We start from the raw sequence: 17,793 nt of genomic DNA on the forward strand, positions 1-17,793 counted from the left end.
TTGATAATAGACATAGACAGACGCTAGGGACATCGATCGATATATCCATCGGATTCTTGCCAATTTTTTGATGGGAGCTAAATATGAATAGGCTAGTAGAAAAAATTACGGCTATTGTCGAAAAACTACCGAATTTAAAACTATTAATTCTCTTCGGTTCTAGAGCGCGTGGAGAGCATAAACCTGATAGCGATTGGGATTTCGCTGTTTTATACGAGGAAAGAAGCGATCAAAAGGATATTTCGAGTCTATTGAAAATTTATTCACTGCTCGAACAAGCTTTAGAGATTCCCGATGACAAAATTGATGTGGTTGATTTAAAAGAATGTTCGCCGATCCTCGCTCATTATGTCGCACGGGATGGTCAACTTCTATACGAACGGGAAACGGGAATATTCGAGGGATTTAAAGAAAAATTTCTCATGAATCCTGAAGAATCGAAAGCGTTATACCGTCAATTACGGAATAATCTAGAGATTTCTCTACGAGAAAAAGGAGTGTAAATGCTATTCAACCTCTGATCACGATAGACGAATTAAACCTCATGAATCAATACCTCGCCGAACTTAGCGAGTACGGTTCGATCACCTTAGAGGATTATCGTACATTAAGAGAACGTCAATTAGCCATAGAAAGGTTAATTCAGCTTATCGTTCAAACTGGCATCGATATCAATTACCAGATTTTAAAATGTTTAGATATCGAGTCTCCGAATAATGCTCGCGACGCTTTATTTCAAATCGTAGAACTGGGAATTTTAGAAGAACACCTAGCCGTTCAACTGGCCGAGTCTATTAAATTAAGAAACTTACTCGTACACCTATACAAGAAAATTGATCCCGATATCGTTCATTCCTCGATCGCTAATATTTTACGAGATTATCCCCGCTACCAACGCTCGATCGTTCAATATCTAGATTTCTTGGAGGCAGAAAATGGTTAAAAACACGAAAGAATTGAAAATTATCAATACAGTCAATAGAATAACCACGACTGTGGAAAAAATACCGAATTTAAAACTATTAATTCTCTTCGGTTCTAGAGCGCGTGGAGAGCATAGACCTGATAGCGATTGGGATTTGGCAATTTCACACGATGAAACAAACAGACAAACACATATTAAGGAAATCAGTAATGATTACTTAACTTCTCTCTCTATCTTGAGTGAATTGTTTGAGATAAACCGTGATTTGATCGATCTAATTGAACTTGATCGCTGTTCTCCATTAATGAAGTATCAAGTCGCACGAGATGGAAAACTTATCTATGAAAAAAATACGGGAGACTTTTTAAAATTTCGTGTACGCGCTTGGAAAGAGTACGCCGATACCGCTAAATTCCGAAAGATTCAAAAAGACAGTATCGATCTTTGGCTCAAACAATGGGGAGTTTAAACGATGGAAAGGGAGATAGTCACCGTTAGAATTCGTTTGATGATCAAATATCTTAATCGATTACGGGGGTTCGAGAGCGTTACTCTATCAGAGTATTTGGACAATTTTGACTATCAACTTATGGTTGAGAGATTGATAGAATTATTGGTAGAGTCATCTTCCGATATTAATAGCTATCTTCTTTTACAATTACATAACGTAACTCCCGCTACCTATTACGATTCTTTTATAGAAGCTGGTAAAAATGGTTTAACTACCAGAGAACTAGCCGGGGAGTTGGCGAAATCATCAGGAATGCGAAATCGTTTAGTGCATCAATACGAGGCGATCGATAATGAACTTGTTTTTAAGGCGATTCCGATCGCTTTATCTCAATTTCCGCTTTATCTCAAACAAATTACCGACTATTTAGACTCTCTAGAGGTGAAAGATGCCTAAAAAACAAAAAAAATTAGAGGAAACGGGACAGTTAAATCTATTCGATAACACTACAGAAATTGACGATGAAGATCTGGATTTTGAGTTCGAGGATATTGATTTAGAATCTCTTGTTTCCGAAGATTTGGGGATTACTGAATCAGTAAGCGATCGCCGAGTCGAAACCGTTCGCCAACTGCTAACCCTAAAACTCCTACGGGAGGCGATTCGAGCGGAAAACCCCGACGATCGAGTTATGGCAGATTTTGCCGAAATGGTATTACCCAATTTACTCCGATTAGCGATCGGTGTCACGGCAAAAGGAGGAAATTTCTTCGAGGAAATCGATCGCCGTCGGGAATTAGAGGGAAAAAGCAAAGTTCGACAGGAGGAAATTTCTTCGAGGAAATCGATCGCCGTCGGGAATTAGAGGGAAAAAGCAAAGTTCGACGGGATAACGCGGGCGATCAATCTCTCAATACTCATTTACTTAATGGATTATTTCCCGCCAATCTCATCGAAAAACGACTAGAAAAACTCAATACTACCGTTCGACGGGTAGTAAAGGAATGCGAGCGCAGGTTGGCGATCGCTGGGTTTATTCTCCACGATTTCGAGAAATTCCGCTACTCGCTTTTTCCCGCGATGCCGGCGAAATATATCGAGATTAACGAGGACTTCGATCGAGATATCCGCAAACTATCACGAGAGGAACATCGAGAGATTTTTCAAGTATTGGTTCCCGAATTAGGATTAGATCGCTTTTTATTTTCCGATCAACCAGAAAAATGGACTGAATATCTTGATGATTTGATATACATCGCTAAAAATGCCCAGCGTCGGAATGATACCGATCGAAATACCTCGGAAGATGGGTTAAATACTCGCTTAAACAATAGCGCCCTCGAAAGTTTAACCGATCTTGCCTGTCTAGCCGATCGCCTCGCATCCATTATTAAACACCCCCACGACGCGGAAAAAGCCTCGTTACAAGACCTTTTATACAGCCTCAGCGATGGGGAACTAAAATTTACTTACCACAGCATCGCCGAAAACCGCGGGGTACTGACGAACGTACTTAATAACGCGGTGATGGAAGCACATCAAGAACTAGACTATCAGCCTTTACTTTACTTGCCTACGGGAGTTGTCTATATCGCCCCCAAAAACGCGCCAGAAGTGTCCCTAGAAACCTTACCGAATCGAGTGGTGGACACGATTAAATCCCTCTGTAGCGGCGAATTACAGCGTAAACAAACGGGATTCGGTAGAGATGGCAAGGGGATGAAATACGCAGATTACTACAGCCAATTTTTCGACGATGCCGGGTTAATGCGCGCTGCCCTCAACGCCACCCTTCGCATCCTCGGTGATAATAAAGCGTCCGTGGCCGGAAGTCGCGGCGAAAACCTGATTAAATTTCAACAACAGGGCGTTTTACCGACGGATTACGATTTTCATTGTGAAGATGATATCCGCATCGATCGCCTAGCGGAATTCGGGGACGTGGTGACGCGGAAAATCTGGGGCGATCGCTTGGGAAAAATCGAACAGGCGCGAAAATTGCAGAAAAACTTACCCGCACCGCCGGATTTAGATTTAATTAGCGAGATCGCGCATTATTGGAATCTAGAAAATTATCTGCCACAAATTCGAGCGATCAAGCGTATTAATGAATCGTTAAAAGAACTCAAACTGAAAGGCAATACGGGAGGGGTTCCCTACGAATGGTATTATCTAGCGGCGCAATACCTGAAACAGCATCCCGGAATCGAGGATATTAGACCGGTTGCAGAAGATTTAATCGCTTTTCTCGCCGCAAAAATCGCCGCCATAGTTGCGGGATATAACTTACCCGATGGTTGGGAGGATTTGCGAGAGTGGGTTAATCAAGTGGTGCAGTTACCCGGTCGGGAATTGGCCCACTCGATCGAAATCTTCCAGAAAGAATTAAACCACTACAACGCCGCTAAAAAACAAGGTCGCGGCCGTCAACTTCTCTGTTCGATCTCCCATTCTCCCTATAGTGTCAGCGAACAGATGGAATCGGCGGTTCTTTTTACTCCCCAAGTCTATACCAATAAACAAATGCTGGCAGGCTCGAACGCCAAACGAAATATTTCCAGTATCGCGGGAACGGAAATGATGTTGCGTCAGATTCTTATGAATCAAACCCAAGCGGTAGGAAAACGTTTCGAGGACGGCAAATATCGCTATCTGTACTTTTACCCGACCTATTATTTTACTCCCGAAACCAATAGTTTTTTACAAAAAGCCTACGCTAACATCGCTCAAACTCGTTTTGATAGCTCGATAAAGTTGCACTTTGTCGATAAGGATCTAGTCGCTAACTTCGATCGAACCCGTTATCAGAGTGTCGATAGTTTCCTGATCGATGAAAAATTAAGGCAGAAAAAGGAAACAATTAACGAGGAGGAAGATGGCAAAAAAGACCGCACTTTTAAACTATCCTATCCCGAAGATAAACCCCTAACCTTTTATTTTATAGCCCTACCTCCGGGCCGCGATCCCACCGATACGGAATCCTGGGTTATGCCAGCATGGTTAGGATTAGCTTTCCCGATGATTCTAGATGTCAAAACGGTGGTTTCTGAGTCTCCTATTCCTCCCTATCGCGACGGTGCGGAATTTGAAGAGACGGTATTTCTCGACAGTGCGCCCCAAGCGATCCGGTCCTTAACCCGATGCGATCGATTCCGTCTCGATCGAGTCTTGAACCCATGGCAAGATAATGACGGAAAAAAATATCCTGCCCCTCTAAATACCCTCACCGCAGCCTATTCTATTCATTTAGACGTGAACTCGAAGCAGGGTAAGACGGGTTATGATCCCAATTGGGGCAAATTAACGGAACTCGCTATCAATTTAGAAACCAGTCCTCTCTATGTTTTTCATTACCTTAAACAGTGGAAACGGGGCAAAGATGCCGATATACCGAGCGCTAATCGAATCGCTCTGTATCTCTACGATTTTTATCCTTGTTTCGATCCCTATGTACAAGCCAACCGAACCAATTTAACTATCGATATGACAGCAGAATCGCCCTTAAATCACCCGAAAAACTTAACCGAATTGTATCGTCAATTCTATCGAGCTAATAAACGATATAATCCGAAAGCGAACGCAGTTTTAAAACCGATCGATGTGGCCGCCGATACGATTCTCAAAGGAGGAATGTATCAGGGAGAAGCCCTAGTTTCTGTAGTAGCGGCGGAAGTGGCCAGCTTAATGAATCGGGTTCATGCTTCTACAGCAGAAGGTCGCTGGATTCTATCCGATCGAGAACAGGAAAGACAGAAAATATTGTCTTTTGCTCGTTATTTTGTGATCGATGTGTTCGAGGTTTCTTTTAAGGGCGATCGAGCGCGTCTAGCCGGCAGACAATTAAACCTTATTCGCGATACCTGCGAATTTCTTTACCGTCTTGAACAGGACAGAGAAAATCAAGAGTTAAAAGCCCAGGGTCAAACTGTGGATGAAGATTCTGAAAACAATAATTAATTCAAGGAGTACCTACCATGTCTTTACTGAAAACCCTCAATTCTAAATTCTTTCATAGCGAGATTCCCTACAAACCGATGGGAAAATACGTTCACTTTTTGACGATTCGAGTCACAGAATCCTATCCTTTATTTCAAACAGATGGAGAGCTAAATAAAGCTCGTGTTCGTGCGGGAATTGATAGCAAAAAAACGATTAGTCGTTTATCGATGTTTAAACGGAAACAGTCAACTCCAGAACGTTTAGTCGGTCGAGAATTACTCAGAAACTACAAATTAATTACCGCCGAAGAATGTGAGTACAATGTAAAATTTGCCATGAATAACCCCGACTGTATTATTTATGGTTTTGCCATCGGTGATTCGGGTTCAGAAAAATCGAAAGTAGTAGTAGATACGGCTTTTTCGATCACACCCTTTGATGAATCCCATGAAAGTTTTACTTTGAACGCTCCCTACGAGAATGGTACTATGGCATCGAAGGGAGAGAATGACACAAAAGTAGGAGAAGTGACTAGCAGGATTAACCAGCAGGATCACATCCGTCCGCAGGTGTTTTTCCCTAGTATTGTCACGCTCAAAGATCCGACAGAAGCAAGTTTTCTCTATGTTTTTAATAACATCCTGCGTACCCGTCACTACGGCGCGCAAACTACCCGGACGGGACGGGTAAGAAATGAGCTTATCGGTGTTATTTTTGCCGATGGGGAAATTGTTAGTAATTTGCGCTGGACACAGGCAATATATGATCGCCTTCCCGATGAAGTATTACACTCGATCGATCCCTTAGACGAGGATTTAGTTATGGAAAAAGCCACCGAAGCAATACAAGAATTAATGGCGGAAGAATTTATCGTTCATACCGATTTTATCGGGGAAAATTTTCAACCTTTATTAACTGAGGTGAAAACTCTCACGGGTACGGAAGCAGGAATTTTATCGATCTTGAACCAAGCAGATAAAGAAGCGAAAGACTACGCTAAGAAACATATCGCCGAGAAAAAACCAGCCGCTCAAAAACCGTAAATTTCAGTAGGGTGAGTAATTTCTCACCCTAGATCCTCGCAATTTTTAAAGAGTTATGGTACATATTTATTCCTGTCAATTAGAACTGCACGATAGTCTTTATTACGCAACCCGTGAAATCGGCAGACTCTACGAAAGCGAACCCGTAATTCATAATTACGCGCTCTGTTATGCTTTGGGATTGGTAAATAGCGATAGTTATCGTTACTTCTGTTCCGAACAGATTCCCCAGTACCAAGAACATTTAAATCCTCTTAACGAAGAGAAAATTTATGTCACTCCCGCACGGGCGATCGTTCATACGGCGGTTCTCAATACTTGGAAATATGCCAATAATAACTATCATGTGGAGATGGAAAAAACCCAGAAAAATATTCCCAGTTTTGGCAGGGCAAAAGAAATCGCTCCCGAAAGTGTTTTTGAATGTTTTATCATTTCCCATCACCCCCTACAACTTCCTAAATGGATTCGTTTGGGAAAATGGATGAGTAAAGCGGAAGTAAAACTGACAGAACTTTCCCTATCAAAACAAAAAGAGGATTTATTTATTTATCCCTATCCTTTAAATCCTCTCGATGTTATGTTTACCCATCAGGTGATTGGCTACGATGTGATTAATATGCCTCCCGTTAGTTTGATTCGTAATGTGAGAATGCGCGGGGAATATTACCAAATAAGCGATCGTCCCGATCTGAAAATTCCCGCTCGATTGTCCTATCGCTTCGGTTGAAAATTGACCATGACTCTTATCTCTTCTAAACCCCTCACTTTACCGGAATTTTTCTCGCTAACCGCTCCCGAGGGCGATATTACCGTCGCATCGCACATTTTACCCCGATTCGTACTGTTGACGAGATTTAAATAAAATTTGTTTGATCCGGTTGCGTAATGGCTCTGGTGTAAGTACAATACAGCGATCTCCGTAGGGTAAAATCTCCCGAATTAACCAAAAAGGACTAGAGACTTTACGGGTTATAATCCTTTTTCCGTTTACCTCTCGGTCGTCGATATCCCTTGTGTTCCTTTCATAGGCCTTCACGAGGTCTTTTTCTAATTGTAATTGTACTTCTATAAAATCGAGACTGTCTCGCCATGGTTCTTCGATCGGGATCAGGCTTTGAATACGAGAGAATTTAAGACAGCGATTGTGAACAAGCTCGGGAAAGTCTCGCCTATCTTCTTCTGGCAGATCGACCGTTTCTTCACACCAGATCTCTAGATAGAATTCTTTTTCCCGAAACATGATCTCGGCAGAGCGAACGGTAAATTCTAGGGTCTGTCCCTGAGAATTTTTGTACATTACCCGAAAAGCTTGCCGGTCATGGATATAGCGCTCCACCGTGAGCCGCCAATCGCGATCGTACTGACTCACCTGTTCGGAAATCTCCCGACGCTCTTGAGGGGAGAGATTTCCTCTCTCTAAAAGAAAATTAGAAAGAGTCTGGGCCGGTTCGATGTGACCCGATCGCACCAGACGGTCGATCGCTTCCTTGATCGCTTCGACCCGCTTTGCCGAGAGGGTAAAAGGTTCACCGATCTCCAGTTCTCCTTCGGCGATGGCGGCGATTAGACCTGACGGACTAGGACTTTTCCCCCAAAAGATGTCAAAGCGTCGGGCGATCGCCTCTAGCTTCTCCTTCGTGCCGGGAGGGATTGACAGTGTAATTGTTTCTTTTTTGCGATTCACCTGAAAAATGTACTTGCAATTCTGGAATATTTGTGCTACAATACCTATATTGTAATGATAAATGAGCGCAAAAAGCTATGGTAAGAGGAAATGAGGGGGATATACCACTGACGATGGTTCTGCGTCCGTGTAACCTTTTGTCGGGAACTCGGAAAATATTGATCAGCATGGTGTCACCGCCACATCGTTGTGGGGAGTTCAGGCGATCTAAAACGGCAGATATCTGAAGTGAACAAAAGGAGACAGAGTAGTATGGACAACCTCATAGACAAAGATCGCATATTGCCCTGTCTGGCTTCAATCCCTAATAGGGATTCGATGAAAAGGCTAAACAGTAGCCTCACGACTTGTCAGGTTTCAATCCCTCTTAGTATCAGGGGTTCAGTGATCGATCATCTTACCATGATATGCTTAAGAGAATGATTTGCTTTTCCTGCCTCAGACTTGTCAGGACGTAAACAGTGAGCTATATTAAAAGAAGCCGTTTTGGGGTCGGCTATCTATAGAAAAATTTATGCACTTGCATTATAGCAAAGCTGACCCCAGATGGATACCCACCTCAATCAAAATAAAATGGAGGTCAGTAATGCCTGCTTTTGACGATATTTACCAGCAAATCGAAATTATTCAAGACCAAATCGAGCTTCTTCAGTGCCAAATCAAAGAACTGAGGCAGTCTCCAGTCTTGGATTCTGAAGGCGAAGTCAGAATTTTCGATGATTTAACCTAGAATCCCAGCAATAACGCCTCTAGAGAGCGGAAGTAGGCACTTTTCAGCCTACTCCCTCAAGATAAGAAATCAAGGAAGGACAGCACTATGTCGATTAAACAACTTTCACTTTTCGAGAATGTTCCTCCAGAGCAAGATACAAAAGCGGTTACGACTTCGGAAGAGATTAGCGAACTTGAAATTACTATCTTATTGAGTGCTTTGACCGCAAATGCGATCGCTCAAACCGACTCGACATTGATTTTCGCTTTAGCTGACGATCCAAGAGCGATGGCGATCGCCAAAACTTTTGATCGTCCTAAATTGGTTAGACAGTTACGACTTTCTCAACCCCAAAAAGAAAGCGAGTTCATTAAACCCACGTTTCAAGGGAATCAAGTTTTTTATCGAGAACGAGAGATAGGTAGGATACAGCTTGTGTACAAATCACCGTCACCGGGAGAGCTACAAGCAAAATTAACTCATGAAAGCACGATTGATCGGTTTTTAGAGTTTTTGCAAAAAAAATATCAGATTGTTTCCCTGCATGAAAGTAATTACCATGTGCAGATTTTTATTCCACAAACTCAACAATCACATAATATAGAGGAGCTTTGGATAGAATTTATCACGAAAGTTATTTTTTCTATCTATGGTGATTTTCAATATCAGCTATCAGGATTAATGCAAACTTTTATCACAATGCTAAAAAGTGTTACCTTAGCGGGACGAGGTTTTAGCACCCTAGAAATTCCGATAATTACCAGAGATCAAGCCAAGGTGTTAGCGGCTTTTTATTTAGCTATTTTCGAGCAAGTAAAGGATCGCCAAGAGAAGCGTGAGACTGAGATCGTTCAACTTATTGAGAAAATTAAATCCGAAGAACTTAACTCGAAAGATTTAGAGTCCACTGAAAAGAAGCTAAAAAGCAGGCAGGAAATGCAAGCTAAAGAGTTTAATAAATATAGAGATTATTTTCAGAAAGTTTTGTCTAAATTATTATATGAGCAACGAGCTATTTATCATAAGATAAGAACCCTTGACGAGCAGTTAGGAAAAACTGGTTTGTCAAAAGCTCAAGTTAGCAAATTACAGAAGCAAAAGGATAAAATAGAGTCACAAATTATTTTTCAGGAAGGATCGATCGAGGAGAAGCAGAGATTTCTAGAAGAATCAGACGGAAATCCGTTTGAGTTTATAGAAAAACAAAAACAAACAGATCTATTGAAGCCAATTCAGGTGATCGCTAAATCTTTTAACAAAACGGCCACAGAACAAATTAACTCGACTCGTGGCGATATTTTCACTCAATGTATATTAGAGATGTATCGTTTGTTAGAAAATCCAAAACTCGAAACCATTCCAGAACCGCTTTTAACGATTAACCCAAAAATTTTAGCAGCAAGGACAGCGGGAGACGATGGTAAAGATTTTTGTTACTCTTGCGGAGTAACTTTAGATGCTAAAACTGTGCGGTGGAGAGTAGCTAGATTTATGTTCGAGCGACCGTCTCAACGTCGTCAATCATCCTCTAGTGAAGATAGACCTTTCATTTGCTCTTCTTGTTCTGTATTATCGTTTGCCTCCCCCTTAAAAGTAACGGATGATAGTATTATCTTACGACTCAAGCCTATTCGAGAAAAATCTGGCTATGATGATAGAGTTAGATTACATAACCTAAAAGAATACTTGAGAGGATTAACTACTGGTGAACTAGATATTACTGCGGGAAAATATATTATTTTAAATTCTCAAAAAGATAAAACTAACAATGGTGATATCGCTTCTCAAAAATTAGGATTAAAGCAGTACGCTTTAGCCAAGATCGCTTCTAAACTTCCTTTAGAGGTTCTATCGGATTGGGAAATCGATTTATATTTACAAAAAAGTACACCAGATAAGCTAGAGCGAAGACAACTAATTTTGCTCAAAGGAATAATGGAGGGATATAATCAAAACATCATTATTAAAGATGCTAAAACCCAGGAACAAAAAAATGAACACAAAATAAATCTTAAACTAGGAGACGCTATTCGTTATGTACAACAAGATATGCCTTACTTGGCGGAATTTATTGTATCTGGAGTTCCCGACTACAATCTCAAATTTGAAAACAAGATATGGTTAGAGAGTATTCGAGAACTCTACTGGAAACAAATCAATGAAGACGTGAGAAATCAACAACGATCAAAAGGAGTTTATTCTATGTCAGAAACAACAATGTCTAAAAGAGCTAAAATCTATGAAGATGTAGCTGCATTAACAGGCTTACTTTATCCCTTTATAGAATGGGCTGAATTTCTTATAAAAAAGGATAAAGAGATGGAAGAAAAACGGAAGCAAGGAAAAAAAGAACAAGATAATTTAGATGAAAAAACTATCGATAAAATTAAAAAAGAAGTTGCCAGAGAAATTAGCAAAATCATCGAAAATGTCAAGGATGAGCATTTTTTCACCTACTATGCCTCTATTGGAGATCAAGACCGTACTAAAATCAAAGCCACTCTCAAGCGAGATAGAGACACATATTTTATTTACGATCAAGCCAGAAAGTTAATTTTTGAAAAGCTTAAAATTTCGGAGGATATAGAAGTAAAAAAAGATGGTATCGCATCGTTAAATCTTACTCTTGACGATATTAAAAATGCTTATACTTATTTTGCAAATGATCCTCTATATACGGATAAACAAGGAGATAAAAACTGGAGGGACTTCACTTATCGATTAAAACTTTCTCTTTATACGCGGTTTCCTGAATTGGTTCGTAAACTTTCATCTAAAGGAGATAAATAACGATGGCTACCGAATCTAAAGTGACGACTGGACTACCTAAGACTGATGCTAATAAACCTAGATTGCATTTTGATATTTATGCCATTCTCGAAGGCTCTCAAGAGCTTTACCTAGGACATGAAGTACAGGTTAATGTTAACTTAGTTGAAATCGTTAAACTGAGTACAAAAGATGGTAAAGAAATTGAAAAATGTTATATTTCTCCGACCAAACGGCGAGGAGTTGAACGACGTTGTTTACTATGGTCTCCTGTGAAAAGTGGAGAGCTGCTAGGAGATAAACAAAACTGCGGAATCCCGAAAACCTGTGCTGAACCCACTTGTCCGATTTGTGCTACATTTGGCGCACTCGATCCAGGAAAACGGACTTTAATCGGTCGGGTAACTCATGGTGGAGGTGTTGCCATACAAGAGATTTACCCAGTCGAAAAACAACGAGCAATGCACCCCGCTTTATTGGTCAATCGCAATGATGAAACTCCCACACCTTTTAGACGAGAATACAATCAACCTGGCATTCTCTATCCCGTTTATAACCACGCTCTGAGTATCACCGATCAAGACTTTTCAGCTGTGGCTTATGCTTTCTTAGATTCATTACCTCGCATAGGTTCAGGAAATCCGAAAGGAATTGCTATCGCGGAAACGGACGATCGTACCCCGCTTCTGGTTTTGGATAGATATTTGTCTCCTAGAGGGAAGCGTCCAATCGTTTCTCCCTCGGAAACCGACCCGCAAAAGGCGATCAATGATTTCCTTTATTTGGCACTGTATCCTGAAACTAATTTCACTAATCATATTCAAGAAGCGCACTTCGATCGCTGGATAGGCAATGAAGCGTTAGCCAAATTGCAAGAATACTCCGCAATATTCGTCGATACAGTTTTACAAGCATAAATCATGTATTGCCTGACCTTTAAGATTATCCCAACGGCGGCGATGACATTTCGCATACTGCCTGGATCGATTCTCAATATCGCCACCTATCCCTTCGTCCCACCGACTACTTTTTCTGGGTTTCTCCGACGGATAGTAATGTTAAGCGAGGGATTAGATATCCCTGAAACCAGCATTAACAAGGAAAATCCGCCTTATTTCACCCTACCTCGTCAGTATATAGCGTTAGGAGCCTATCCAGTCCTAGATAAATGGTCTGGAGTCCATCGTACTCATCGCAAAGGAACTCGATCGTTTAACCATGATGTTTTTTCTAGACTATACATTGATGGCGATCGAGAAAACTTTCAGTTACACACTTGGGAATATTTTATCGCTGAGGAGTTAATCGGCTATGTTGTAAGCGAATCTAAGTCCAGTCTAGAGGCATTTTCTAACCTACAAGGAGTCGGATGTAAAATTGGTAAGGAAGGATTTGCGGTGATTGACGAGGTATCTGAATCTATACGACTCCAAAGAAAGATTCTTTCCGCTCACCCGTCAACTGTTGTTCCCATGGAAGCTTTAATACAGCGAAATCCTTGTATCAATCGTTGTGATATTTATAATCTCTATCGTCATGAATGGTCAGCAGATCAGACTCAAGATGAAGATAAGGGATTGTTCGATACAGAGCGATCTCCTATTAATGGTTTTATCCCCTTTGTTGCCGCTTACTATCCCGAAAAAGCCAATCCTTTACCCACTTTAGATTTCTATACGGATGGAAATCTTCAGATTCCTGTAGCACTTGTGGAACTTTTACAAGGAGAATCAATTAATGTCTAAATCTAACCCTCAACCTTTTTTCAAATTCGGCCGCGTGTTTTTTCCAGGCGAACCTACAATTGCTCCTGATAAAATTCTTTTTCAACCCCTGGGTAATCATGTAGGTAATGTTAGACAATTAGCTAGAAAATGGCAAGATGGCAACTTTTCTTTAGAACGAGTTATTGAAGGAATCAATTTACACGACAAAGCTAAACCACAAACTTTCAAAATTCGCGTTGAAACTAATAAACAGGGAGAGTTTACAAAATATACTTATTCATTTAAAGGGCATCGATTTAAAGTAGATGAACCACAAAATCTTTGGGTGCAGGCTCTAGCAAGAGGACATCATGACTATTCAACTAAGGAAATTATCAAGGATACCTATCAATTAAAAAAAGATCCTAAATATCAGAAGATTTTCTCTAAAGACCCCTTACAATACGCCAAAGAACTTTATATTTTGGAAATGTGCGATCAAATTGAAGCGGAATTAGCTTGTCGTGTCATTGGAGACGACGAACAGGCAAAATCTCGCACATTTATGGATTTTACAATAACTAAAGGTACATCCGAAGATAGCAACCACCGTGTTTTTTATCTCGATCCCTATCCTTTTAAAGAACCAACTATCACTTTAAATTTTCGTTCGTGGACATATAACTTGTCAGACGAGGATAAAAATCAACTCCAACAATTACGCGAAAACGGAAAAGATAAGGAATTAGGAGGTAAATTGAATACTCTTGTTAAAGAGTGGTGGAAAAAAAACGAACATACAATCAGTGAAGATAGAGCAATTACTGCCATTATCAAACCTGATAATTCAAACACTTATTCCCCATCAGAAAAATCAGAAAATGCAATTTTGTGGTGGTATAGAGAATTAGCGAATTTTCAACCTAATCCAATGCAGGAGCAAGTCTTTCAAACGATGGTTGAAAACAAACATCCAGCTTTTATACTTAAAGCTCCTACAGGAGTGGGAAAATTTGAAGCGATTATTATTCCCTTTTTAGCTATGCTATCTACAAAAGAAGATAGACCTCGCCTGATTATACCCCTACCTGCACGAAGTTTGTTAGAAGATCAAAAACAGAGATGCGATAAATATTTAAAACAATTTTCACTCCTACACAAAGGACGTGAAGTGTCTTTGGTGATAGATACAGGAACCGAAATGAATCGATATGTTTATCTAGATGGAGAAATTAAATCTAGCAATAATTCTCGAAGACATTTATACAAAGGAGATATTATTTTAACAACGATTGATAAATTTATATATCGATACTTTGGCTATGGTGATAAGCAAAAATCATTCATCTTTCCCTATCGAATTTATCATGGTAATACACTGATTTGTTTTGATGAAGCTCATACCTATGATGATATTTCGTTTACTAACTTTTGCAGTTTGGTTAAAGCTTTGTATGAAGCAGGACGCTCGCTTGTTTTAATGACGGCAACTTTATCACAAAATCATCTGGAAAGATTCGATTATCTTGCGGATAACATGATCGATTACATTGATGTTCAGGACAATCTAGAGAAGCTAAATAATTTTTATCAGCAAATTTTGAAGCAAGACTATTCTAATTTAAAACAGTTTGAATGGGTTGATGATATTGTTTATGATGTAAAAGAACCAACAAATTTACAACAAAAGTTGACCTCGATAGCCCTTGCAGAATGGAACTCTAACCCAAGCCATCGTATCATTGTTTCTGTAGAAACTGTTAAAGATGCCATAGCAATTTATGAAAAAATAAAACAGAAATTAAACATTAAATCTTCAGGACAAAATGAATTTTTATTTCTCTACCATGGTCGTTTGTCAGATATTCCCAAAACTTCCCATTATTCTCGCACCAATCTTTATAAAAGATTAAAAGAGAGAGATGAAAATGACCAAGCTTATATTCTGGTTACTACCAGTGCGATCGAAGTTGGTTGTGATTTAAATAGTACCCGTTTGATTACTCAACTGTGTAACCCAGAAAGTTTAATTCAACGAGCGGGACGTTGCAATCGTAAAGGTAATGTTGAAGATGCAAAAATCATTGTTATTGGCAATAATATTCCTGAATTTATTAATACTTTAAGCGAGGCAGAGCTAGAGGATTATAAAACAATTCTTAAGGGTTTGCACGCTCGAAACTTTGATCCGAAAGCGATCATGAATTGTGTTTCTACAAAACAGAAAATTGATGATTATCGAGTTGTTGAGCTTTTTTCCCTGTTGCAAGACTATGTTTATAATGCCGATCTCACTTGTCAATCTGCTCATGAAAAAGGATTAGTAATCACCCGTAGCTGGACTCCATCCGTTACCTTGGTATATGATGACGGTAAGCAGGGTGATAGTTTAGAAAAAATTGTCAAAGAATCTCCTCAAATTCAAGTCCCCATTGATCGTTTAATCAATAATGAAGGAAATTACACAAATCAATACGCTAATGTGTCTGTGTACGAATGGATTTACGACAAGGAAGAAACTCGATATAAGTTAGAACCTTTAAAATATTGGGGATGTGCATACAGTAAAGACATGGTGATCAAAGTCTGTGCAGTTCAGGAGGGAGCCATATATGATCATGAATTAGGGTTTAAAGACTTGCCTAGAGTTTTTATTAAATGCAGATCAAATGGCTATCAAGAAAGACTTCGGTATAACCCCACAGAAGATAGATCAGTAGTGATTAATTACACTTCTGCTCTAACACAAGATTGATTTTTATCTGGCGCGGGATATGTTCACTACACTAAAAACTATATACCATGACTCTTATCTCCTCTAAATCCCTCACTTTACCGGAATTTTTCTCACTAACCGCTCCCGATGGCGATATTACCTATGAATTAGTCGATGGAGAAGCGATCCCAAAAATGTCACCGAAATTCTTTCATTCTCGTTTAACTCTGGCTTTATCTTCTATACTCGATCGCTGGAATCAAGGACGGGGAGAAGTGGGAATCGAATGGGCGATCATTCTCAGCAAAAACGATCGAGATTGGTGTCCGGTTCCCGATCTTCTCTACATTTCCCCGGAAAGGTTAGGAGATATTCCCCTCACCGATGAAGCTTGTCCCGTTCCCCCGGAATTAGTCATCGAAATTATCTCTCCGGAACAATCTTTCAGCAGCCTGAGCGAAAAAGCCGTGGACTACCTAAAAGCGGGAGTCAGTCGTATCTGGATCGTCGATCCCCGGGCCAAGCAGATCACAATTTTCTATCCCGATGCACCCCCGGCGATTAAAAAAGGCGATGACGAAATTAGCGATATTCTCCTCCCCGATTTAACCCTAACCCCCAGACAAATTTTTGCCAAGGCCCGATTAAGTTAATGCCCTACAGTCTCGTTCTCAATCTCACCCCTCGATCGCCGATCTATCCGAATTTTCTCACCGGACGACACCTTCAGGCGCTATTCCTTACAAAAAGAGGATTTATTTAGGGCTTGCTGAAAAAGTACGGGCGAAGCATTCGGATAGAAAATCTCCGGTTTCACCGATAGGTTATTGCCCGAATGCTTCGCCCCTACAGGACCCGGGCCGATGAAGACGCAAGGTTTTGAACGACGATTCTCTCAAAATCTTGCACCTGTTTCGCTCGTAAAGCCCCAAAACCCTTACTTTGCCTACATTTCACATTTATTCAGCAAGCCCTATTTATCTATCCCTATCCTTTAAATCCTCTCGATGTTATGTTTACCCATCCGGTGATTGGCTACGACGTGATTAATATGCCTCCCGTTAGTTTAATCCGTAATGTACGAATGCGCGGGGAATATTACCAAATAAGCGATCGCCCCGATCTGAAAATTCCCGTTCGATTGTCCTATCACTTCGGTTGAAAATTGACTATGACTCTTATCTCTTCTAAACCCCTCACTTTACCGGAATTTCTCTCGCTAACCGATCCCGAGGGCGATATTACCTATGAATTAGTCGATGGAGAAGCGATCGCAAAAATGTCACCGAAATTCTTTCATTCTCGTTTAACTGGTGCTTTATTTCTCGTACTCGATCGCTGGAATCAAGGACGGGGAGAAGTGGGAATCGAATGGGCGATCATTCTCAGCAAAAACGGTCGAGATTGGTGTCCGGTTCCCGATCTTCTCTACATTTCCCTGGAAAGGTTAGGAGATATTACCCTCACCGATGAAGCTTGTCCCGTTCCCCCGGAATTAGTCATCGAAATTATTTCTCCTGAACAATCCTTCAGCAGCCTGAGCGAAAAAGCCGTGGACTACCTAAAAGCGGGAGTCAGTCGCGTCTGGATCGTCGATCCCCGGGCCAAGCAGATCACGATTTTCTATCCCGACGCACCCCCGGCGATTAAAAAAGGCGATGACGAAATTAGCGATATTCTCCTCCCCGATTTAACCCTAACTCCCAGACAAATTTTTGCCAAGGCCCGATTAAGTTAAGTAGGCAGGCGTTAAAAATCATCAGATGCCCCCCTTATTAAGGGGGATCCCCCCGCCTATCGGCACCCCCCTTATCAAGGGGGGCAGGGGGGATCGACACCCCCCTT

13 protein-coding genes and 3 pseudogenes are annotated in these 17,793 nt (G+C 40.7%); 15 read left to right on the forward strand and 1 reads right to left on the reverse strand.

Annotated elements, in window-relative coordinates; translation table 11 throughout:
• Positions 1 to 83: 83 nt before the first annotated feature.
• The 7 genes and pseudogenes from mntA (MAE_RS13355) (at position 84) to cas5d (MAE_RS13390) (ending at position 7,088) form a co-directional block, all read left to right on the forward strand.
• Positions 84 to 503 (forward strand): type VII toxin-antitoxin system MntA family adenylyltransferase antitoxin, encoded by a 420-nt coding sequence (mntA, locus tag MAE_RS13355; RefSeq protein ID WP_012266041.1) that lies wholly within the window; start codon positions 84 to 86, stop codon positions 501 to 503.
• A gap of 41 nt (positions 504 to 544) precedes the next feature.
• Positions 545 to 943, forward strand: coding sequence for a type VII toxin-antitoxin system HepT family RNase toxin (hepT, locus tag MAE_RS13360; RefSeq protein WP_012266042.1), 399 nt, complete (start codon positions 545 to 547; stop codon positions 941 to 943).
• On the forward strand, positions 936 to 1,394 hold the full coding sequence (mntA, locus tag MAE_RS13365; RefSeq protein WP_012266043.1) for a type VII toxin-antitoxin system MntA family adenylyltransferase antitoxin: 459 nt from the start codon (positions 936 to 938) through the stop codon (positions 1,392 to 1,394). The genes hepT (MAE_RS13360) and mntA (MAE_RS13365) overlap by 8 nt, the downstream gene beginning before the upstream one ends.
• A gap of 3 nt (positions 1,395 to 1,397) precedes the next feature.
• Positions 1,398 to 1,832, forward strand: a complete 435-nt coding sequence (hepT, locus tag MAE_RS13370) for a type VII toxin-antitoxin system HepT family RNase toxin (protein ID WP_002778659.1) — start codon at positions 1,398 to 1,400, stop codon at positions 1,830 to 1,832.
• A pseudogene (cas10d, locus tag MAE_RS13380) lies at positions 1,825 to 5,333 on the forward strand (type I-D CRISPR-associated protein Cas10d/Csc3). Before hepT (MAE_RS13370) ends, cas10d begins: the two are co-directional and overlap by 8 nt.
• A 17-nt stretch (positions 5,334 to 5,350) precedes the next feature.
• Entirely contained in the window at positions 5,351 to 6,358 is a 1,008-nt protein-coding gene (gene cas7d, locus MAE_RS13385) for a type I-D CRISPR-associated protein Cas7/Csc2 (RefSeq protein ID WP_012266046.1), read from the forward strand.
• Between the two features lie 55 nt (positions 6,359 to 6,413).
• Positions 6,414 to 7,088 (forward strand): type I-D CRISPR-associated protein Cas5/Csc1, encoded by a 675-nt coding sequence (gene cas5d / locus MAE_RS13390; protein WP_012266047.1) that lies wholly within the window; start codon positions 6,414 to 6,416, stop codon positions 7,086 to 7,088.
• A gap of 99 nt (positions 7,089 to 7,187) precedes the next feature.
• On the opposite strand, the gene MAE_RS13395 is transcribed toward cas5d (MAE_RS13390), so the two are convergent.
• Positions 7,188 to 8,045, reverse strand: a complete 858-nt coding sequence (locus MAE_RS13395) for a helix-turn-helix transcriptional regulator (RefSeq protein WP_012266048.1) — start codon at positions 8,043 to 8,045, stop codon at positions 7,188 to 7,190.
• 817 nt (positions 8,046 to 8,862) lie between these two features.
• Between MAE_RS13395 and MAE_RS13405 the strand changes: the two genes are divergently transcribed.
• The 8 genes and pseudogenes from MAE_RS13405 to MAE_RS13430 all read left to right on the forward strand — a co-directional run bounded on the left by MAE_RS13405 (position 8,863) and on the right by MAE_RS13430 (position 17,686).
• On the forward strand, positions 8,863 to 11,547 hold the full coding sequence (locus MAE_RS13405; RefSeq protein WP_012266051.1) for a hypothetical protein: 2,685 nt from the start codon (positions 8,863 to 8,865) through the stop codon (positions 11,545 to 11,547).
• Between the two features lie 2 nt (positions 11,548 to 11,549).
• Positions 11,550 to 12,443: a hypothetical protein gene (locus MAE_RS13410; RefSeq protein WP_012266052.1), complete on the forward strand. Its 894-nt coding sequence runs from the start codon at positions 11,550 to 11,552 to the stop codon at positions 12,441 to 12,443.
• A 3-nt stretch (positions 12,444 to 12,446) separates the two neighbouring features.
• Complete coding sequence (locus MAE_RS13415) at positions 12,447 to 13,271, forward strand: hypothetical protein (RefSeq protein WP_012266053.1); 825 nt, start codon at positions 12,447 to 12,449, stop codon at positions 13,269 to 13,271.
• Complete coding sequence (cas3, locus tag MAE_RS13420; protein WP_012266054.1) at positions 13,264 to 15,987, forward strand: CRISPR-associated helicase Cas3'; 2,724 nt, start codon at positions 13,264 to 13,266, stop codon at positions 15,985 to 15,987. Before MAE_RS13415 ends, cas3 begins: the two co-directional genes overlap by 8 nt.
• A 47-nt stretch (positions 15,988 to 16,034) precedes the next feature.
• Positions 16,035 to 16,601, forward strand: coding sequence for a Uma2 family endonuclease (locus MAE_RS13425; protein WP_012266055.1), 567 nt, complete (start codon positions 16,035 to 16,037; stop codon positions 16,599 to 16,601).
• A pseudogene (locus tag MAE_RS35045) lies at positions 16,601 to 16,693 on the forward strand (CRISPR-associated endoribonuclease Cas6); the annotation flags it as partial. The gene MAE_RS13425 and the pseudogene MAE_RS35045, both read left to right, overlap by 1 nt.
• A gap of 225 nt (positions 16,694 to 16,918) precedes the next feature.
• Positions 16,919 to 17,110: pseudogene (gene cas5d, locus MAE_RS29650) on the forward strand (type I-D CRISPR-associated protein Cas5/Csc1); the annotation flags it as partial.
• A 9-nt stretch (positions 17,111 to 17,119) separates the two neighbouring features.
• Entirely contained in the window at positions 17,120 to 17,686 is a 567-nt protein-coding gene (locus tag MAE_RS13430; RefSeq protein ID WP_012266057.1) for a Uma2 family endonuclease, read from the forward strand.
• Positions 17,687 to 17,793 lie beyond the last annotated feature (107 nt).

The sequence above is a fragment of the Microcystis aeruginosa NIES-843 genome (assembly GCF_000010625.1).
Classification (GTDB): domain Bacteria; phylum Cyanobacteriota; class Cyanobacteriia; order Cyanobacteriales; family Microcystaceae; genus Microcystis; species Microcystis aeruginosa.